Origin of the sequence: Haladaptatus sp. CMSO5, from assembly GCF_036689885.1 — an archaeon.
GTDB lineage: Archaea > Halobacteriota > Halobacteria > Halobacteriales > Halococcaceae > QDMS2.
On record NZ_JBAHVW010000001.1, the window covers coordinates 1,485,961 to 1,504,400 of the forward strand.

Sequence of the window (18,440 nt, forward strand, 5' to 3'; positions counted from 1 at the left end):
TTAGGACTGACGGCGACTACTACAGTCTTCGATTGGTTCCATGATGCGGTCTGCGATCGTATAGGGGTCTGCCTCGCGAGCGACAACCTCGTCTACGAGGCTGTCGATGCCGCCCTGTTCGGCAATCTCTCCCGCGATGAGCGTCCCCATGTCGGCCCGAAGTAGCGCGCGGATTTCCTCTGCGTAGCGGGTTCGCGCTTTTTCATCTAAGAGGCCCGAGGTTTCGAGGTGTTCGTAGTGGTCTTCGAGCACCGACAGGAACTCCTCGATTCCCTCGCCGGTTTTGGCGACGGTTTCGACGACGAGCGGTTCCCACTCATCGTCAGAATCGCGCATGTGAATCATCTCTTTGAGTTCTTGGACGGTGCGGTCTGCGCCGTCTAAGTCGGCTTTGTTCACGACGAACACGTCGCCGATCTCGAGAATCCCGGCTTTCAGCATCTGGATGTCGTCGCCGCTCGCGGGCGGGACGAGGACGGCGACGGTGTCTGCGGTGCGGACGATGTCGATTTCGTTCTGGCCCGCACCGACCGTCTCAATGATGATTTTGTCCTTGCCGAAGGCGTCTAAGGCTTTCACGGCGTCTGCGGTGGCCGTCGAGAGGCCGCCGAGGCTGCCGCGGGCGCTCATCGACCGGAAGAACACGTCCATGTCGCCAACCGTTGAGGCCATGCGGATGCGGTCGCCGAGGACGGAACCGCCGGTGTAGGGCGAGGAGGGGTCGACGGCGATGACGCCGACGGTGTCGCCTTGGTCGCGGTAGACCTTCGCCATCTGGTCTACGAGCGTCGATTTGCCCGCGCCCGGACTCCCCGTGATGCCGATGACTTCGGCGTCGCCGGTGTGGGCGTGGAGTTGCGAGATAAGCTCGCGGTAGCCCGGCGAACGGTTCTCGATTTTCGTGATGGTGCGTGCGAGCGCCCGGTGTTTGCCAGCCAGCAGGTCGTCTACGAGACTCGCTGTTGCATTCATGTTAGTCGCGGGCAGGGACGTTGTCGCGGACGAACGAAATCGTCTCTTCCATCGCCGCACCCGGGCCGAAGACGGCGTCAACGCCGGCTTCTTTGAGCGCCTTTTTGTCCTTGTCTGGGATGATGCCGCCAACGAGAATGAGCGTGTCATCGAAGGCATCGTACGATTTCAGCCCGTCGATGATTTTCGGGACGAGCGTGTTGTGCGCCCCAGAGAGGATGGAGATGCCGAGTACGTCAACGTCCTCTTGGACGGTTGCCTGGACGACTTCTTCGGGCGCTTTGTGGAGTCCAGAATAGATGACCTCGAACCCGGCGTCGCGGAAAGCACGGGCGATGACGTGCGCCCCACGGTCATGACCGTCGAGTCCAACTTTCGCTACAAGACACCGAATCGGTCGCTGTGATTGCTCTGTACTCATGGTCAATCATTCTCTATCGGACAATTTTACTCTACCGGAACCGACATCCGGTGGCAGGAAGCTGGAAAAATCGCACGGACGGAAAGGTCCGAAGGACGCGAAATGCGAGCATATGTCATGCGAGAGGCCGCGAACGCAAAGACACATAGCCTCCCCATCGTTACACACGACCAATGGCCACCGCCAGTGGAACCTCCTGGGCGAAGGAGAATCCCCGAACGCTCACCATCGTACTGTCGGTCGTCGGCTACGCCCTCGTCATCGGCGTGTTCGCCGGCACAATCGACATCTTCCCGCAGATTAGCAACGAGACGGTCATCCTGCTTTCTGATATGATTGCCGTCATCAACTCAGCCGCGCTCATCGCGCTGCTTGCCGGGTGGCGCTTCATCAAACGCGGCGAGATTCGAAAACACCGCGCGGCGATGCTCACCTCGTTCGCGCTCATCTTGCTGTTTCTCGTCGTCTACCTCCTCAAAGTCGGCGGCGGGTTCGAGAAGGCCTTCGTCGGCCCCGAGCTGGTGAAAATCGCCTACCTCATCATGCTCGCCGTCCACATCCTGCTCTCTGTGGTGTCGGTGCCCGTCGTCATCTATGCCGTCGTCCTCGGGCTGACTCACACCCCGGACGAACTCAGAAAGACGAACCACGCGAAAATCGGCCGCATCGCGGTCGCGGCGTGGACGCTCAGCCTCGGACTCGGCATCGTCACCTACCTGCTGCTCAACCACATCTACGCGTGGGGACCGCTCCATCGCGGCGCGCTGTTTTTGCTGCCGACCCTCGGCCTGCGGCGTCCGTGACACGTCCACGCACACCTTATCTTCTCAGCCACCCTAACCACAGGTAAAGGCACCGAGGCTCGCCGCCTCGCTGTCCCTCCCATGACGCAGAATCACACCTATGAAACGCTGTACAGAGAGACGATTCCCTCCGTCGTGTCGCTGTACGTCCTCCACGGCGGGCGCTACAACGGCTCCGGGTCCGGCTTCGTCTACGACGTAACCGACGGTACTGGCCACATCGTCACGAACCAACACGTCGTCACCACCGCAGAAGAAGTCGATATTCGTTTCAGCGAGGGCGACTGGCGCGTCGGCAAAGTCATCGGCAAAGACGCCTACACCGACCTCGCCGTCGTCGAAGTCGCGGACTTGCCCGAGTACGCGAAACCGCTCCCCATCGCCCACGAAAACCCACGCCCCGGCCAGCCTGTCGCCGCGCTTGGCAATCCGATGGGCCTCGAAGGCTCGATTACCGCCGGGCTCGTGAGCGGCGCGAATCGCTCGATGATAACCCAAGACGGGTTCTCAATTCCCGACACCGTCCAGACCGACGCGCCCATCAACCCCGGCAACAGCGGCGGCCCGCTCGTCACGCTCGCGGGCGAAGTAGTCGGCGTGAACCGGGCGCGCGGCGGCGACAACATCGGCTTCGCCATCTCCGCAGAAATCGTCAACCGCGTCGTCCCCGAACTCATCACCAATGGCGAGTACCGCCATTCGTATCTCAAGGTTCGCACCATCGACGTGTCACCGACAATTGCCGAGGCAAACGAGTTGGCCCACCCTGAAGGCGTCCTCGTCGCGGACGTGAGCCTCGGCCCGGCGAGCGGCGCGCTCATCGGCTGTCACGGCACGAAAGAGATTCGCGGCCAAGAGGTGCCCGTCGGCGGCGACATCATCGTCGGCGTGAACGGCCAGCCCATTAGCTCCCACGAGCAGTTGATGCGCTACCTGATTCTCGAAACGCGCCCGGACGAACCGCTCGCCGTCGAAATCATCAGAGACGGCGAACGCCTCACCGAGTCGATTACCCTCGGCACGCGCCCGAAACCCGCCCGTCGGATTTCGGTCACCTGAGTCAGTCCGTGGTGGGGATAAGCACCGCGCCGACGGCGAAGATGGCGACGGCGAGCACGGTGAGGATGACGAACGGTTCTATCCACGCCGTCTGCCCACCACTCACGGGTGCGTATGTGACCGCGCGCACCCCACGAGCGAAGTAGGTCAGCGGCGAGATGGCCATCACTGGGCGGAACCACGCGGGGAGCAACTCAGGCGTGATGAACGTCTCAGAGAGGAACAGAAGCGGCAGGGCAATCCCGTTGCTCGCCGCGATGACGCCGTCTTGGGAGCCGGCAGTGCTCCCGAGAATCGCGCCGAGGCCACAAAAGAGCGCCACGCCCACTGCGAGAAACGGGATGATGATGGGCGAGAGGACGATGTCCGCCCCCGTCGTGAGCAGGATGACACCGAGCAACAGCAAGGCGGCGATGCCAATGATGACGATGTTCACGAGCGTCTGGCCAGCAAGCCACTCCCAACGTCTGAGTGGGGTCGTCGCCAGCTTCTCGAAACGGTTGCCCTCGCGGTGGCGGGCGACTTCGCTGCCAACCCGCGAGAGTGGGGTGAACAGCACAACAACGGCGAGATACGCGGGCACGTAGTAGCCCGCTGGCTCTGCGAACAGGCCGCCGCCGGTTGGCTGGGTCTGGACGAGCGCGCCGAAGATGAGCACGAGCAACGCGGGGAAGAAGAACGTGAAGAAAACGGCCGTCCGGCGACGGGTAAACGAGCGCCACGCCGCGACGAACTCGGCCGAGACGCGGCCAATGGCGCTCATTGGGCCACCTCCACTTTTTCGTCGTCATCCGCGAATGCAGAGCCGGTGAGCCGGAGGTACACGTCTTCGAGCGTCGGCTGGCTCCACGACAGCGCGTCGTAGGTCACCCCGCGCGATTCGAGTTCGCGCACCACGTCACCGATTGCTTCCGGCGGCACGTCGAAGATGGTGAGTTGGTTCTGACTCGCCTCGACGCGGTAGCCCGACCCCGAGAGTGCAGAGGATCCGACGCTCGTTTCGAAGGTGAGGCGACTCTCGCCACCGTGTTCTGCGACGAGTGCGCTTGGAGAGCCAACTTCCACGAGTTTCCCATCCGAAAGCAGGCCGACCCGGTCTGCGAGGCGGTGGGCCTCTTCCATGTAGTGCGTCGTGAGAAAGAGGGTGGTTCCCGAGGCGACGAGGTCTTCTAAGAGACTCCAGAGGTCGCGCCGGCCGGCCGGGTCGATGCCCGTCGTCGGCTCGTCGAGAAACAGGAGGTCAGGGTCGTTCACGAGTGAAATGGCGACGCAGGTGCGGCGTTGCTGCCCGCCCGAGAGGTTTTCGTACCAGGAATCCGCAGCCCCTTCCATGCCGACCAGTGCGAGCAGGTCGTCGGGGTCGTTGGCGTCGTCGTAAAGGCCCGCGTAGTATTCGAGGAGTTCACGCGGCGTGAGGCGCTCCGGTGGGTCGAACGACTGGGGGAGCACGCCGATGCGCGCGCGGTCGACCGCGTCGGGTGGGCTTCCGAACAGCGAAACGGTCCCCTCCGCGTCGGTGGTTCCGGTCAGCGCGCGTACGAGGGTGGTCTTGCCCGCGCCGTTCGGTCCGATGAGCGCGAACACCTCCGCTTCGGCCACAGAAAGCGAGACGCCGTCGAGAGCGACCGTGTCGCCGTATCGACGTCGGACGTCCTCGCAGACGAGTACGTCGGTCATGTGTAAACCCACTCCCGTCCCTGTCGTAAGGGGTTCGGTTTCAGAAGATATGCGTGCGACACGCGCGCACGATGGCATCCACGTCGTACTCGTCGTCTGCCTTGTCGTAGACAATCTCGTCGTCAACCGTCACGCGGAGGACGCCGTGGTCGCCCATGCGGAGGGTTAGGCTGTCGAGATGCCCCTCAAACGAGGTGAGTATCGCGTGTTGCAACTCCTCTGCGCGCGGGAGATAGCCACAGGGGACACAGTAGGTGATTTCAACGTCGGTCATACGTCGATTGTGGCGGGTCGCACGGGTAGGCTTACCGCCCGAACGGTCGCCAGTAGAGCAGACCCACCGTGAGCACGAAAATCGCGGTCGACAGGCCGTAGGACTGCACCGTGACCGCACCCGCGATGGCCGTGCCACTGCCCACAACGCCGCTCACAATCGAGGCGAGGATGGGCCACGAACAGGAGACACACGACAGCAGGCCGAGGAGACCCGTAATCGCCGAACTCGCCGCGTCGATGACCGTCGCGTAGACGAGGTAGGAGAGCGCGAGGTAGCCAAGCAAGTTGTATGGCATGAGCGCAAAGCGCAGGGTTTCGCCGCCGTAGAGGAGCGCCGGACTCCAGCCGGGTGGAATCGACAGCACGGCAAGCCGTAGGCCGGTCGGTTCGAACCCACTCGCCGGGCCGACGATGCCGCCTGCAACCCCGAGAACGATGAAGTAGCCAACGGCGACCGCTTTTGCGAGCCGTCTGTGCTCGGGACTCGTCGGCGCGGGTTTGGTGCGGACAAGCGCCCAGAGCGCGACGTTAATCCAGACAAACGGGTAGACGTAGTATTTCGCCGACGCGAGCGTTGGCTGAACGTTTGAAAACTGGAGGTACGCGACGATGAGGAGCAGTTCGGTGTTGACGAGCAGCGCGCCCCACATTAGCGTCGAGTGGCGCGGGCGCGGCAGGCTGAGGGTGCGGTTTGTGAGACTCATAGGACGAGGGCGTCTATGATGATGGCGAGCAGCAACATCCCGAGATAGGCGTTCGAGGCGTGGAACGCGCGGAACGCCGCGCCGGTGGTGCGCTCGCGGTGGAGCCGGACGACCGCCCAGAGGAACACGCCCCCGAGCGAGACGGTCGTGAGCGCGTAGAGCCACCCGAGCGTGGTCACGGTGCCGAGGACGCTCGCGCCGACGAGCGTGGCCGCGAGGTACCACAGGATGTGTTTCCGGGTGAGTGCGTCACCGCGCACGACGGGCATCATCGGGAAGCCGCCGCGCGCGTAGTCGTCCTTGTACGCCAGTGCGAGGTTGTAGAAGTGCGCTGGCGTCCAGAGGAAGATGACACCCGCAAGCGCGAGACCGGGAAGCCCGATGTCGCCGGTGACGGCGGCCCAGCCGATGAGCGCCGGAAGCGCGCCCGCCGCCCCGCCGAGCACCGTATTCTGGACGGTGTTCGGCTTGAGAACGAGCGTGTAGATGACGCTGTAAAACAGGATTGCCGTGAGGCCGAGGGCGGCCACGAGCAGGTTCACCTGTGCGAACACCCACAGCGAGATGCCGGTGAGCGCGAAGCCGAAGATGAGCGCGTTGCGGACGGGCACCTGATGGGTGGCAAGCGGTCGCTTTGCGGTGCGCTCCATCTTCTGGTCGATGTCGCGCTCTAAGACGTGGTTGAACGTCCCGCTCGCACCAATCGAGAGCACGCCACCGGTGAGGGTGTACACGACCGTCTGAATGCTGAGGCCGGGACCCGAGGCGAGCGCCATGCCCGCGGCGGCGACGAGCGCGAGCAGCCACATGAGCCGGGGCTTCATGAGTTGGAAGTACGCCCAGATAGTCGCCTTCGCGCGGGCGGCGAGCGGGCGGTCTTTGAGCGGCGTGACGGCTTCCGGTGGCCTCGCTGGTTCTGGTTCGGCGTCGTGTGGTTCGTTGTCGAACGCGGCGGTCTCCTCTTCTAGGGTCCACGCGAGCGCGACGACAATGCCGGTGAAAATACCCATGCCGACGAGGAGGTGGGCGGTCGGAAGTGCTCCGACACCACCGGAGTCTGCGACGAGCGCGCCGATGCCGACCTGTATCGGATAGAGCGCAAGAACTCCGACGAGCGCGCCTTTGACGCGGCGCGAGGCCGCCCCACGCAGGCCGCGGACGACGGCGAGCAAGACGAGCAGGCCAACGAGCGCGGCGACGAGCCGGTGGGTGAGGGCGACGAGAAGGGCGGGGTCAGAAAAGTCGAGCGGGCCGCCACAGACGGGCCAACCGGAACACGCAGCGGCCGCATCGGTGAGCGACGCGGTCGCGCCGACAACCACCAGCAAGTAGACACCCATCGCTGCGCCGGTGAGCAGTGTCGTAAACTTGGGAACGGTGGAATCGGCCACGATAACGTAACCTCTTATCCGTCTCTTCCATGCGAGCCTATTTATTCCCCGCGCTTTCAGCGCACGCAGAGGGGAAAGTTAGGTATTTATGCCCCTCTTTCTAAGCCCAACCAAGGATGAATTACAAGCGCATCGGGTTCGGGACCCTGCTCTCCGTGGCGCTTCTTGCGTTGGCTGTCGAACCAGTGGCAGCACAAGAGGCAACGTCGGTCACACGGGGGCTTATCGATGGGTTGAACAGCAAACTCCTGTTCGTCGCGATTCCGATTACGATTCTCACCGAAGGAATCCTCATTTACACCGTTTACAAATTCCGTAAAACGGAAGAGCCGAAGCCAACCCAGGAGAACCGCCGCCTCGAAATCACGTGGACCGTCGCCACCGCGATTATCCTCCTGTTCGTCGGCGTCGCCTCCTATCAGGTGCTCGGCAACGAGTTCGTCACCACACCGGAGGACCAAGTAAACAACATTCAAGAAGAGAACGCCGTCGTCGTTGAGGTCACCGCCCAGAAGTACTTCTGGACGTTCCACTACCCACAACACGACGTGAACGCCTCCGACACGATGGTCATCCCATCCGACCGGCCGGTGTATCTCAAGATAACCTCGACAGATTGGCTCCACGCCTTCCACGTGCCAGAACTCGGTCTCAAGCAGGACGCCTTCCCCGGTGAAACTCACACCATCAAAACGAAGGTGAACCCATCCGGTGAGGGCACCTACCAGCTCTACTGTGCAGAGTACTGTGGGGTTGGCCACTCCGGAATGCTCGGTGAGGTCAACGTCACCGACGGCGCAACTTACGACCAGTGGATTGAGAACCAGCAAGCGGCCGCCGAATCTGAATCCGGTGGCAACAACACCACCGCTGGTGGCAACAACGCGACGGCGAGCAACAACACCACCGCGAAACTCGCGGCATAATCTCCGTTCTTCTCTGTTTATCACACTGGTGAGCGACGGCGCTCTTGTGCGTCATCTCGTGTCGGTCGCGACACACCGCGCACCAGCCGCGCTGACTGGTTCTCTCATCCGTTCTTGGCATTTACCCGGCTCTCACCCTCCTGTCGCCAAGGTACCTACACGACGCTGTGATGCGCCCGTGAGTACCTGCAGTGAGTGGGAGTTTCCGAGTGACTCGCCGGGTCGGGGGCACAGCCACTGGCGTGGATGGTAGCGCGGTCGCCGTTGCATTGTGTCTCTCCTTGTGGGCGTTCAGTGACCGTTCTCCATCGCTCCTGTGCGCTCGTGTGTACGTATGACGACGGCCCTGCTCCGCACGGCAGTGAGTCTACTTCGCGTTCAGTCGGTGGGTGGCGGCGCGTTGGCCGGTCGTCCGTCCCAGCGACTCAGAGACGAATCACAATGCCCAGACGCGACAGGCTACGACACACGCTCCCGTGTGGAAGGTGTGATGCAACGATTGCTGGGTCGAGAATAGGGCAACTGCTCGACGGATGAAGCAGTAAAAATCTGGGACGCAGGTTACAGTGAGTACACTGCGCCGACGTACAGCACGACGACGAGGAAGACCCACACTGCGTCAACGAAGTGCCAGTACATCGAGACCGTCGACACGGAGGTGTGTCGCTCTGCGTCGTACTGGCCTTTGAGCGACCGGATGAACACGATGCCGAGGAGGACGGCACCGAGCGAAACGTGAAGCCCGTGGAGGCCAGTCAAGCCGAAGAAGGCGCTCGCGAACACGCCTTCGGTGAGCGTGAACCCTTCGACGATGATGAACTCGTAGTACTCGTACACCTGCCCGCCGAGGAACACGACCCCGAGCAGGAGGGTTGCGGCGAGCAGTTGGATGAACCGCGTGCGGTTGCCCTTCCGAAGCGCGACGTGCGCGTAGTGGAGGGTGACACTGCTCACGATCAGCAATGCGGTGTTGATGATGACGAGCGATCCGAGGAATCCGTGTGGGATGTGCTCCGGTGGCCACGCACCTGCGCGGATAAAGAAGTAGTAAACGAACCCTGCGCCGAAGGTTGCGACTTCTGTCCCGAGGAACGATACCATCCCGAGGCGCAGTCCTTTGCTGTGGCCGTCGCCGTCCCAGAAGTTGACGACGAAGGCGTGATACAGCCAGCCGTACAGCCCGGCAAGGAAGAGGAACGTGCTCGCGACGAACACGCCCGGTCCAGCCATCGGGTCAACGAGTGCGGTTTCGCCCCGGGCGAGCACGAACAGGGCCGCGCCAACGTACAATCCAGCCCCGCCAAGGGCGGTGATAAACGGCCACCAGCTCGCCTCACCGAACCCGCGTGGCCAGTCCTCGACCGCGGGGAGGTGGTGGTGACCACCATGGTCATCCGATGCGTCTTCTACGCTCATGGTCGGACGTTTACAGTGGAATACCAAAAACCCTCCCAACCGCATCCGCCGGTAACTGTTTTCGGAACATACACGTTCGTGCCCAGACTACCGCCGGTAAATGAGCGACCGCACCCCGAACGGAGGTCGCAGTTGGCTCCGGGCGGGTACCCTAACCCTCCTCACCCTCACGCTCTTCGTGGGTCGGGCACTCGCCCACGGTGGGAGCCTCCGTGCTGCCACGCCCGAACAACTGGCCATCCCGACGTGGCTCTTCTTGCTGACCGGGAGCGGCGTGATCGGGGCGTCGTTCTTGCTCGCGAGTTTCGTCACGAACCGCGCGTTCATTCGCTCGATTCACGACTGGCACCGACTGCTCTCGGTTCCGCGAGCAGCCTTGGCCGCGGGTGCGCTCAAACTCGTTGGCGTACTAGGTCTTCTCGCCGTACTCGTCGTGGGATTTTTCGGGCCACAGTTCCCGCTTGGCAACCTCGCCATCCTCACGGTCTGGGTGGGGTGGTGGGCGGGCTACACCATCTCCGTGTATCTCATCGGAAACACGTGGGAGACGCTCAATCCGTGGCGGACGATTGCAGAGGTGCTCCCCACAGTTGGCGTGACCTACCCTGACCGCCTCGGTGCGTGGCCAAGCGTTGGCGGTCTGCTCGCACTCGTCTGGCTCGAAGTCGTAAGCCCGCTCGCAGACCAAGCCGACCTCCTCGCCACCGTCGTTCTTGGGTACACCATCGTCACACTCGCGGGTGCCGTTTTCTACACGCCGGACAAGTGGTTTTCGACGGTTGACCCCGTCTCGCGCGTGTTCACCTACTACGGCCGAGTCGCCCCACTCAGACGCACCGCGGATGGCCTCAAACTCCGGCTTCCCGGCTCGGCGCTCGAAGACACGCGAGTCGTAGACGGCCCGGACGAGGTCGCGTTCGTTATCGCGCTGCTCTGGGTCACGACCTATGATGGATTCGTCACCACGCCCGCGTGGACGGACCTCGCGACGTGGCTCGTGAATCTCGGCGTGCCCGCGCTCGTGCTCTACCCCGTCGCGTTGCTCGCCGGGTTCGGCCTCTTCCTCGGTGCATACCGCGCGGCCACGCGTCGAAGCATTGGGTTCGCGGAAACGTACCTCCCGGCAAAAACCCTCGCCACGCGATTTGCCCCGTCGCTGCTCGCCATCGCCGCTGGCTACCACCTCGCGCACTTCCTTGGTTACTTTATCTCACTGTCGCCCGCGCTCGTAACCGTCGCGTTCTCGCCACTTACCCCACCGGCGAACGTCCCCGTCATTCCGCTTCCGTCGTGGTTTGGCGGCCTCAATCTCACCTTCGTCTTGCTCGGCCATCTTGTCGCAATTTGGGTGGCTCACGCGACTGCCTACGACCTGTTTCCCTCCCGGCTGCAAGCCATCAGGAGCCAGTACCCCTACATCGCCGTGATGATGTTCTACACCATGGTCAGCCTCTGGATCGTCGCAGGACCAGACCTCACCCCTCCATTCCTATGACCGACGACGCACCCTTCCCGTGTCCGTACTGTGACCAGCGATTCGCCCGCGAACAGTGGCAGGCGTTGCATCTTGGCCTCGACCACGACGACGTGTTAACCGACGCAGAGCACGAAGCCGTCTCTGCGGCTCGCGAGCAGGAGGTTGCAGACCTCAAGACATTCCGACTGAAGGCACTCGCCGCGCTCGTGTTCCTCTACTTTGGGTTCCTGTTTGCCTACTCGCTTTTCGCCTGAGGCGAGTTCCGATGCCCCTTTCTATCGCCACTTCCTACGCCCGGCCATGGACGAACAACCGGGATTGAGCGACCAGTACAGCCGTGCCAGCCCGTGGCCGGTGTTCGTCGCCCTCGGCCTCGCTTTGTCTGAGGTCGGTATCGTCATGGCGCTGTTCCCCCTCGCCGTTGGTGGCCTCTTGCTGTTCGCGGGAAGCGTAACCGGAATCCTACAGGAATCAGACTATATCGAGTCGCCGTGGCCACTGCTTTCTGGGTTCGGCGTCGTCTTGCTCGCCGTCGGTGGCGGCCTCGTGCTCTCACAGGCAGCTGCATCCACGCCCGACGCCATCCTCACTGCCATCTCGCAGATGAATGGTCTCGTCTTCCGTGGCCTGTCGATTCTCCTCTCTGGTGTGATTCTCGCGGTTCTCGGCGTGGTCGGGAAGGTTGCGGAACCGGCCCAGTTCTAAGTCGAAAACCAACAATCTATTTATTCCGGTGGTCCTAGCAACCCACAATGACCGAGCGCATCTTCGACCGTGACACGATGCTCGACCTCACGGTGAACATGATTCCGATGGGGATTATCCTCTTTTTCATCATCGGGTTCGCCGTGTTCAATCCGTTTGGATTCAACCTAGAAAAGTCAAGTCTCCAGTACGCCCTCCTCATCGTTCCGTTCGCCGCGATGGGCCTGCTCACATACTACGCGGGCAAGGCCATCTCGCTTGGCGAACAGGAAATTGAGAATGACGCGAACATGGAAAATCCGTACGAAACGCACTAGATCCGTTCGTTTCGACTACTTTTTGCGTTCATCTCCTGCCTTGCTGAGCGCACACAACCCACACCGTGTTGGGCCTTCCCATAGCGCCCGGCAGACGCGAAAATTACGACGTATTTTGCCGGGTTAATCGTCACCCGCGGACGCGGAACCTAACCATTCTTTACCCTGTGGTTCCGAGGGTCGGACATGGCTACAGGACAGTTAGCACTGACGGTGCTGATGGGGGTGTTCCTCATCGCCGTCGCTGCCTGGCTCTCTCGCGTCGAAGATTGGCGCTCATATGCTCCGCTATCGGGAGGCGGCGGCTACAGGAGGGACACAGGCACCGCTCACGAGGAGAAGCCTGCGGGACTTATCCGCTGGCTGACCACGGTTGACCACAAAGACATCGGAATTCTCTACGGACTCTACGGGACGATTGCCTTCATCTGGGGCGGTCTCGCGGTCCTGCTCATGCGCGTGGAACTTGCCTCGCCGGCACAGGACGTCATCGAACTGTCGATGTACAACGGCCTGCTCACGAGTCACGGAATCACGATGCTGTTTTTGTTCGCAACGCCCATCATCGCGGCGTTCTCGAACTACTTCATCCCGCTGCTGATTGGCGCAGACGACATGGCGTTCCCGCGAATCAACGCCATCGCGTTCTGGCTGCTGCCACCGGCGGCGCTGCTCATCTGGGCTGGCTTCTTCTTGGACCCACTCACGGGTGGACAGATTCAAGCCGCACAGACGAGCTGGACGATGTACACCCCGCTATCCGCAGAACAGGCCAACCCCGGCGTTGACCTGATGCTCCTCGGGCTGCACCTTTCTGGTGTCTCTGCGACCATGGGTGCGATTAACTTCATCGTCACCATCTTTACCGAACGCAATGACAAGGTCAACTGGGCCAACCTCGACATCTTCTCGTGGACGATTCTGACCCAGTCCGGCCTCATCCTGTTCGCGTTCCCACTGCTCGGCAGCGCGCTCATCATGCTGTTGTTAGACCGTAACTTCGCCACGACGTTCTTCACCGTCGGCGGCGGGTCACCGATTCTCTGGCAACACCTGTTCTGGTTCTTCGGCCACCCAGAAGTGTACATCCTCGTCCTCCCACCGATGGGGATGGTCAGCTACATCTTGCCGAAGTTCGCCGGGCGCAAGCTGTTCGGGTTCAAATTCGTCGTCTACTCGACGCTCGCCATCGGCGTACTCTCGTTCGGTGTGTGGGCCCACCACATGTTCTCGACGGGTATCGACCCACGCCTGCGTGCGTCGTTCATGGCCGTCTCACTGGCGATTGCCATCCCGAGCGCCGTGAAAACCTTTAACTGGATAACCACGCTCTGGAACGGGAAACTCCGGATGACCGCCCCGATGCTGTTCTGTATCGGGTTCATTTCGAACTTCATCATCGGCGGGGTCACGGGCGTCTTCCTCGCGGCGGTTCCGGTCGACCTCGTGCTCCACGACACCTACTACGTCGTGGGTCACTTCCACTACATCGTTATGGGCGTCATTGCGTTCGGCGTGTTCGCCGCGGTGTACTACTGGTTCCCAATCTACACCGGGCGGATGTACCAGCGCACGCTCGCAAAGTGGCACTTCTGGCTCGTCATGGTCGGGACGAACCTGACGTTCTTTGGCATGCTCATCCTCGGCTACCTCGGCATGCCGCGGCGCTACGCCACCTACGACTTCAACGCGGCAATCACGCCGATGCAGGCGATTACGGCGCTCCACCAGCTCGCAACCGTCGGCGCGTTCATCATCGCCATCGGCATGGCCATCTTCGTCTGGAACATCGTCATGTCCTGGATTGAAGGCCCCGTCATCGAAGACGGCGACCCATGGAGTCTCAAGGACACGAATCAGCACGGCCACGAATGGCACTGGCACGAAAACCGCGTCAACCGCTCTATTGTCGCGGCTGACGGCGGTGAAGAAGAAGTCGAAACCGACGGCGGCGAAGTCGCAGACGAGTAAGCACCGGTCGCAGCTTTTGTTTTTCACGCATTCACACCGCTGAGCAGCGCGTGCGAGGGCGAGAAAACGCCGGGTAGTTGGACGCCGGTACTAGAACATCACGAGGACGAACCCGCCAAGGAACATCAACGCGGCTATCGCGCCGAGAATGAGCATCAACAGCTCTTTGTCGGACATACTCGGCGTTGGCACCGCGAGGTCAAAAGGCTAATCGTCGGTGATTCCTAAACCGGGATATGGGAAAGACGCAGACGTTCACCGGCGGTCGGCGCGTCGTCCTCACCATCTACGTCGTCGTCGTGGCAGTCGCCGCGCTCACGGGACTGATTCTCGGCACCTTCGTCGAAGGAAAACTGCTCGCACCAAAATATCTCGGCCTCATCGAGTTCCCTGCAACCCCCCTCGGACTCGCCGCCTACGGTGCGCTGACGCTCGCGACCGTCCTTGGCGTTCTCCTCGGGTTGGTCATCTACGTTTCAGACCGCTACGTTGAGTAGGGTTTACCCCTGCCCGACCATCGAATTTTGGTCGTCCCACTCCTTCTTGCGCAGTTCGTATTTTTGCACCTTCCCGGTCGCTGTGGTCGGAAGTGCGTCAACAAACTCGACGTTGTGAACGACTTTGTAGCCCGCGAGCCGTTCGCGGCAGAACGCCTCGATTTCTTCGAGGGTGATGCCCGGATTCTCCGTGTCACCGTTTGAGGGGACGATGAACGCCTTTGGCGTCTCGCCCCACTTATCGCTCGGTGCGGGAATCACGGCCACGTCGGCGATGGCGTCGTGGTCGAACAACGTGTCTTCGAGTTCGATCGAGGAGATGTTCTCCCCGCCGGAGATGATGATGTCCTTCTTGCGGTCTTGAATCGAAATCATGCCGTGTTCGTCCACGACCGCGAGATCACCCATGTGGTAGTAGCCTTCGACGCGGTCTGAGAACGCCTCTTCGGTGGCCTCGGGTTTGTTCCAGTAGCCCTCCATAATCTGGTTGCCGCGGACGACGACCTCACCGAGCGTTTCGTCGTCCCACGGCACGTCCTCGCCGTCCGCGTCCACGACACGGATTTCGGTGCCGAGGTAGCCGATTCCCTGCCGTTTCTTGAGTCGGAAGCGGGCGTCATCGTCGTCGTCGAAGAAGCTTCCGAAGTCGGAGGTGGTGATGAGCGGCCCCGTCTCGGTCGCGCCGTAGACGTGCATCAGATACCAGCCGAACTCGTCTTCGACCACCCGGAGCGTCGCCTCTGGCGGCGCGCTGCCGGCGGTGGCGACGCGCACGTCGTTGTCACCGACCGTCTCCGGCTCTGCTTCGTCGTAGTACTCCATCAGCAAGTTGAGCACCGTCGGAGCGGCGCACATGTAGGAGACGTTCTCCTCGCAGACGGTGTCGAAAATCCACTCGGCGTCGATGCCGCGGGTACAGATGTGGCGCGCGCCGTTGCCGGTGACGGCGAAGATGTGTCCCCAGCCGTTTGCGTGGAACATCGGCAGCGTCCACAGATACACGTCCTCGTCTGAGATGCGCTGGTGGTGGCTGATGAGGTAGGCGTGGAGTGTCTCACAGCGATGGGTGCGCATCACGCCCTTCGGGTCGCCGGTCGTTCCCGAGGTGTAGTTGATGGTGATGACCTCGTCTTCTGCCATCTCCGGGCGCTCGTACTCGCTCGATTCTGCGATGACGTCGTCGAACTCCTCCCAGTCGCCTTCGACGGAATCCGCGTCGTTGGTGATGAAAATCTCGGTGGGGATGTCGTCGCGGATTTGCTCGATTTGCTCCGTGTAGGCGTGGTCTGCGTAGATGGCTTTCACGCCCGCATCATTCAGGATGTACTCGAACTCGCGAGGGACGAGCCGGTAGTTGAGCGGCGTGTGCACCCCGCCGAGTTGCATGATGCCGTAGGCCGCTTCGAGGTGGTAGTGCGTGTTCGGGTCAAGGACGGCTACCCGGTCACCCTTTTCAACCCCGCGAGCCTGAAGTGCGGCGGAGAAGCCGTCTGCCCGGTCACCAATCTCAGCGTAGGTCAGTCGCTCTCCCGTGGTGGCGACGACCCCTTCTTTGTCTCCGTAATAGGTTCGTGCCCTATCTAAAAACTCGGTGACGAGTAGCGGTTTTTCCATATGTCATGATAAAATTGGGCAAACCAAGCATAGGTTTTTCGCCTGCGGCAGGTGGTCGTCGCACCAGTCTGTGAGAGTACGCAATGAAAAAGACAGGGTGAACGTTTGCTCAGTTTGATTTGAGTTGGTCGCGGATTTTCTCCGGGACGGAAGGGTCACGAAGCGTCGTCGTGTTCCCGAGTTCTTCGTCGTTCGAGATGTTTTCGAGCAAGCGACGCATGATTTTCCCCGAGCGCGTTTTCGGCAGGTCGTCCACGAAGAGGACGTTTGCCGGGCGGGCGAACTTCCCAATCTCCTCTTCGACTGCGCCCACGATTCGCTTTCGCACGTCGTCGCCCGCCTCGACGCCCTCTCTCAGGATGACGTACACGTCCGGCACTTCGCCCTTCGCTTCGTCCTTGCGCGAGACGACGGCGGCTTCGGCCACGTCTTCGACTTCTGCGACGGCGCTTTCGAGTTCCATCGTCCCGAGGCGGTGGCCCGCGACGTTCATCACGTCGTCCAACCGCCCAAGGATGCGGAAGTAGCCGTCGCGCTCGTGAACCGCGCCATCCCCGGCTTTGTACAGCCAGTCGCGCCAGTCGTCTGAGTCGGTGTCGGAGAAATCAGCCCAGTAGGTGCTGATGAAGCGCTCGTCGTCGCCGTACACCGTTTGGAGCATGCCGGGCCACGGCCGGGTGATGACGAGGTTGCCAGCCTGTCCCGTCGCCGGCTCTAAGAGGTCGCCCTCATCGTCTACGAGCGCGGGTTTGATGCCCGGACAGCCGACGCCCGCGCTGCCGGGTTTCATGTCTTTGAGCGCCGGGAGATTGGTGATGAGGTGGCCACCGGTCTCAGTCTGCCACCACGTATCCACGATGACGGCCTCCTCTTTGCCGACGTACTTGTAGTACCAGAGCCACGCTTCTGGTTGAATTGGCTCACCGACCGTCGTCATATGCCTAAAGGAGAAGTCGTAGCCGTCGAGGTACTGCTCGCCCCACTTCATGAACATGCGCACGGCGGTTGGCGAGGTGTGGAAGATGTCCACGTCGTATTTCTCTGCGATCTCCCAAGTCCGGCTCTTGTGCGGGAAGTCGGGTGCGCCTTCGTACATCACCGAAGTCGTCCCGAGTGTGAGCGGGCCGTAGACGATGTACGTGTGGCCCGTAATCCAGCCAATGTCGGCCATACACCAGTAGGTGTCTTCGGGCTTGATATCGAGGACGTACTTCGAGGTGCCTGCCGCGTAGGCGAGATACCCGCCGGTGCGGTGCTGACAGCCCTTTGGCTGGCCCGTCGTCCCCGAGGTGTACATGAGGAACAGGGGGTCTTCTGCGTCACGGGAGACGGGGTCGACGCGCGCGCCGCGGTGATCTTCGAGGAGTTCTTCGACGCGGAGGTCACGGCCGTCTTCGAGTTCCACGTCGGGATGCAACTCGTCTTCGCGCGTCCAGACGAGCACGTTCTCGACGTCGTGGTCTGCGAGTTCCATCGCCTCGTCGGCCTTCTGTTTGTGGTTGAGCAACTCGCCACGGCGATAGTAGCCGTCAATGGTGACGACGTAGTCTGAGTTCGCGTCATCGACGCGGTCTGCGAGTGCCTGTGCGGAGAAGCCACCGAACACTTCGCTGTGTGGTGCGCCAATCCGGGAAAGCGCGAGCATCGTAATCGGCAGGGCGGGCACCATCGGCATGTGGAGGGTGACGATGTCGCCTTCCTCTACGCCGACGTCTCGCAGGAGGGATGCAAACTCGTTTACTTCGCGGTAGAGGTCTTGATACGAGATGTTTCGCTGCTCGCCGTCTTCGCCCTCCCAGAGCAGTGCGGTCTGATTTTTTCGCTCATCGAGGTGTCGGTCGATGCAGTTGTACGAGGCGTTCAGCTTCCCACCGGTGAACCATTTGAAAAACGGCGGGTTGCTGCCGTCGAACACCTCGTCCCACGGCTCGTCCCAGTCGAGCAGGTCTGCATACTCGGAAAATGCCTCGGGGTACTCCTCATCAAATCGGTCGTAGATGCCGGGGTCGGTCTGGTTTGCCTGCCCGATGAACTTCGGAGACGGTCGGAAATAGTCCTGTTCTCGGAGTCGTGCCTCAAGTGCCTGTGAAGAATCCTTCGTCATATGGTGCCACCGTTCACCCGAAATTGGGTACACGGTGCCATAGTTCTACCGTCCGCCCAACATATGACCGAAAACTAGGAAGAAAATATTGAGGAGTCTGTGAATATCCG

At 61.6% G+C, this 18,440-nt stretch carries 19 protein-coding genes; 9 read left to right on the forward strand and 10 right to left on the reverse strand.

What is annotated here, in order from left to right; all coding sequences use genetic code 11:
- Window positions 1-972: a methylmalonyl Co-A mutase-associated GTPase MeaB gene (gene meaB / locus V5N12_RS07960; protein ID WP_332898623.1), complete on the reverse strand. Its 972-nt coding sequence runs from the start codon at window positions 970-972 to the stop codon at window positions 1-3.
- Window position 973: 1 nt separating this feature from the next.
- A complete protein-coding gene (locus V5N12_RS07965) occupies window positions 974-1,393 on the reverse strand; it encodes a cobalamin B12-binding domain-containing protein (protein ID WP_332898624.1) in 420 nt (139 codons plus the stop codon).
- 173 nt (window positions 1,394-1,566) lie between these two features.
- On the opposite strand from V5N12_RS07965, the gene V5N12_RS07970 reads away from it, so the two are divergent.
- Both V5N12_RS07970 and V5N12_RS07975 read left to right on the forward strand, forming a co-directional pair.
- Window positions 1,567-2,196, forward strand: coding sequence for a DUF420 domain-containing protein (locus tag V5N12_RS07970; RefSeq protein WP_332898625.1), 630 nt, complete (start codon window positions 1,567-1,569; stop codon window positions 2,194-2,196).
- Window positions 2,197-2,277: 81 nt separating this feature from the next.
- On the forward strand, window positions 2,278-3,255 hold the full coding sequence (locus V5N12_RS07975) for a S1C family serine protease (RefSeq protein ID WP_332898626.1): 978 nt from the start codon (window positions 2,278-2,280) through the stop codon (window positions 3,253-3,255).
- Between the two features lies 1 nt (window position 3,256).
- Here V5N12_RS07975 and V5N12_RS07980 read toward each other — a convergent pair whose 3' ends face one another.
- Genes V5N12_RS07980 through V5N12_RS08000 form a run of 5 tightly spaced genes read right to left on the reverse strand, consistent with a single transcriptional unit; the run spans window position 3,257 to window position 7,252 of the window.
- A complete protein-coding gene (locus V5N12_RS07980) occupies window positions 3,257-4,018 on the reverse strand; it encodes an ABC transporter permease (protein WP_332898627.1) in 762 nt (253 codons plus the stop codon).
- A complete protein-coding gene (locus tag V5N12_RS07985) occupies window positions 4,015-4,932 on the reverse strand; it encodes an ABC transporter ATP-binding protein (RefSeq protein ID WP_332898628.1) in 918 nt (305 codons plus the stop codon). Before V5N12_RS07985 ends, V5N12_RS07980 begins: the two co-directional genes overlap by 4 nt.
- A 40-nt stretch (window positions 4,933-4,972) precedes the next feature.
- A complete protein-coding gene (locus tag V5N12_RS07990; protein ID WP_332898629.1) occupies window positions 4,973-5,206 on the reverse strand; it encodes an Rdx family protein in 234 nt (77 codons plus the stop codon).
- A 31-nt stretch (window positions 5,207-5,237) separates the two neighbouring features.
- On the reverse strand, window positions 5,238-5,912 hold the full coding sequence (locus V5N12_RS07995; RefSeq protein WP_332898630.1) for a DUF7546 family protein: 675 nt from the start codon (window positions 5,910-5,912) through the stop codon (window positions 5,238-5,240).
- Window positions 5,909-7,252, reverse strand: coding sequence for a heme o synthase (locus tag V5N12_RS08000; RefSeq protein ID WP_442904965.1), 1,344 nt, complete (start codon window positions 7,250-7,252; stop codon window positions 5,909-5,911). Before V5N12_RS08000 ends, V5N12_RS07995 begins: the two co-directional genes overlap by 4 nt.
- A gap of 167 nt (window positions 7,253-7,419) precedes the next feature.
- Here V5N12_RS08000 and coxB point away from each other — a divergent pair, with 167 nt between their 5' ends.
- On the forward strand, window positions 7,420-8,229 hold the full coding sequence (coxB, locus tag V5N12_RS08005; protein ID WP_332898632.1) for a cytochrome c oxidase subunit II: 810 nt from the start codon (window positions 7,420-7,422) through the stop codon (window positions 8,227-8,229).
- 561 nt (window positions 8,230-8,790) lie between these two features.
- Here coxB and V5N12_RS08010 read toward each other — a convergent pair.
- A complete protein-coding gene (locus V5N12_RS08010) occupies window positions 8,791-9,645 on the reverse strand; it encodes a cytochrome c oxidase subunit 3 (protein WP_332898633.1) in 855 nt (284 codons plus the stop codon).
- Between the two features lie 100 nt (window positions 9,646-9,745).
- Here V5N12_RS08010 and V5N12_RS08015 point away from each other — a divergent pair, with 100 nt between their 5' ends.
- From V5N12_RS08015 to V5N12_RS08040, 6 genes are all read left to right on the forward strand, one after another.
- Entirely contained in the window at window positions 9,746-11,140 is a 1,395-nt protein-coding gene (locus tag V5N12_RS08015; protein WP_332898634.1) for a hypothetical protein, read from the forward strand.
- Window positions 11,137-11,376 carry a DUF7410 domain-containing protein gene (locus V5N12_RS08020; protein WP_332898635.1) on the forward strand — a complete coding sequence of 80 codons (240 nt, stop codon included), beginning with the start codon at window positions 11,137-11,139 and terminating at the stop codon, window positions 11,374-11,376. Before V5N12_RS08015 ends, V5N12_RS08020 begins: the two co-directional genes overlap by 4 nt.
- Before the next feature lie 46 nt (window positions 11,377-11,422).
- Window positions 11,423-11,827 carry a DUF7541 family protein gene (locus tag V5N12_RS08025; RefSeq protein WP_332898636.1) on the forward strand — a complete coding sequence of 135 codons (405 nt, stop codon included), beginning with the start codon at window positions 11,423-11,425 and terminating at the stop codon, window positions 11,825-11,827.
- Between the two features lie 47 nt (window positions 11,828-11,874).
- Window positions 11,875-12,144, forward strand: coding sequence for a DUF6684 family protein (locus V5N12_RS08030; RefSeq protein ID WP_332898637.1), 270 nt, complete (start codon window positions 11,875-11,877; stop codon window positions 12,142-12,144).
- 186 nt (window positions 12,145-12,330) lie between these two features.
- Window positions 12,331-14,115, forward strand: a complete 1,785-nt coding sequence (gene ctaD, locus V5N12_RS08035) for a cytochrome c oxidase subunit I (RefSeq protein WP_332898638.1) — start codon at window positions 12,331-12,333, stop codon at window positions 14,113-14,115.
- A 236-nt stretch (window positions 14,116-14,351) separates the two neighbouring features.
- Window positions 14,352-14,612, forward strand: coding sequence for a DUF7520 family protein (locus V5N12_RS08040; RefSeq protein WP_332898639.1), 261 nt, complete (start codon window positions 14,352-14,354; stop codon window positions 14,610-14,612).
- Between the two features lie 3 nt (window positions 14,613-14,615).
- Here V5N12_RS08040 and V5N12_RS08045 read toward each other — a convergent pair whose 3' ends face one another.
- On the reverse strand, window positions 14,616-16,226 hold the full coding sequence (locus V5N12_RS08045; RefSeq protein WP_332898640.1) for a long-chain-fatty-acid--CoA ligase: 1,611 nt from the start codon (window positions 16,224-16,226) through the stop codon (window positions 14,616-14,618).
- Window positions 16,227-16,335: 109 nt separating this feature from the next.
- Window positions 16,336-18,330: an acetate--CoA ligase gene (gene acs, locus V5N12_RS08050; RefSeq protein ID WP_332898641.1), complete on the reverse strand. Its 1,995-nt coding sequence runs from the start codon at window positions 18,328-18,330 to the stop codon at window positions 16,336-16,338.
- Window positions 18,331-18,440 lie beyond the last annotated feature (110 nt).

Coding starts and splice junctions, on each gene's coding strand:
- V5N12_RS07995 (WP_332898630.1), bottom strand. CDS start 5,912: ATGAGTCTCACAAACCGCACCCTCAGCCTGCCGCGCCCGCGCCACTCG.
- V5N12_RS08015 (WP_332898634.1), top strand. CDS start 9,746: ATGAGCGACCGCACCCCGAACGGAGGTCGCAGTTGGCTCCGGGCGGGT.
- V5N12_RS08025 (WP_332898636.1), top strand. CDS start 11,423: ATGGACGAACAACCGGGATTGAGCGACCAGTACAGCCGTGCCAGCCCG.
- V5N12_RS07975 (WP_332898626.1), top strand. CDS start 2,278: ATGACGCAGAATCACACCTATGAAACGCTGTACAGAGAGACGATTCCC.
- V5N12_RS07980 (WP_332898627.1), bottom strand. CDS start 4,018: ATGAGCGCCATTGGCCGCGTCTCGGCCGAGTTCGTCGCGGCGTGGCGC.
- V5N12_RS08000 (WP_442904965.1), bottom strand. CDS start 7,252: ATGGGTGTCTACTTGCTGGTGGTTGTCGGCGCGACCGCGTCGCTCACC.
- V5N12_RS07985 (WP_332898628.1), bottom strand. CDS start 4,932: ATGACCGACGTACTCGTCTGCGAGGACGTCCGACGTCGATACGGCGAC.
- ctaD (WP_332898638.1), top strand. CDS start 12,331: ATGGCTACAGGACAGTTAGCACTGACGGTGCTGATGGGGGTGTTCCTC.
- V5N12_RS08010 (WP_332898633.1), bottom strand. CDS start 9,645: ATGAGCGTAGAAGACGCATCGGATGACCATGGTGGTCACCACCACCTC.
- V5N12_RS08030 (WP_332898637.1), top strand. CDS start 11,875: ATGACCGAGCGCATCTTCGACCGTGACACGATGCTCGACCTCACGGTG.
- V5N12_RS07990 (WP_332898629.1), bottom strand. CDS start 5,206: ATGACCGACGTTGAAATCACCTACTGTGTCCCCTGTGGCTATCTCCCG.
- coxB (WP_332898632.1), top strand. CDS start 7,420: ATGAATTACAAGCGCATCGGGTTCGGGACCCTGCTCTCCGTGGCGCTT.
- acs (WP_332898641.1), bottom strand. CDS start 18,330: ATGACGAAGGATTCTTCACAGGCACTTGAGGCACGACTCCGAGAACAG.
- V5N12_RS08040 (WP_332898639.1), top strand. CDS start 14,352: ATGGGAAAGACGCAGACGTTCACCGGCGGTCGGCGCGTCGTCCTCACC.
- V5N12_RS07965 (WP_332898624.1), bottom strand. CDS start 1,393: ATGAGTACAGAGCAATCACAGCGACCGATTCGGTGTCTTGTAGCGAAA.
- V5N12_RS07970 (WP_332898625.1), top strand. CDS start 1,567: ATGGCCACCGCCAGTGGAACCTCCTGGGCGAAGGAGAATCCCCGAACG.
- V5N12_RS08020 (WP_332898635.1), top strand. CDS start 11,137: ATGACCGACGACGCACCCTTCCCGTGTCCGTACTGTGACCAGCGATTC.
- V5N12_RS08045 (WP_332898640.1), bottom strand. CDS start 16,226: ATGGAAAAACCGCTACTCGTCACCGAGTTTTTAGATAGGGCACGAACC.
- meaB (WP_332898623.1), bottom strand. CDS start 972: ATGAATGCAACAGCGAGTCTCGTAGACGACCTGCTGGCTGGCAAACAC.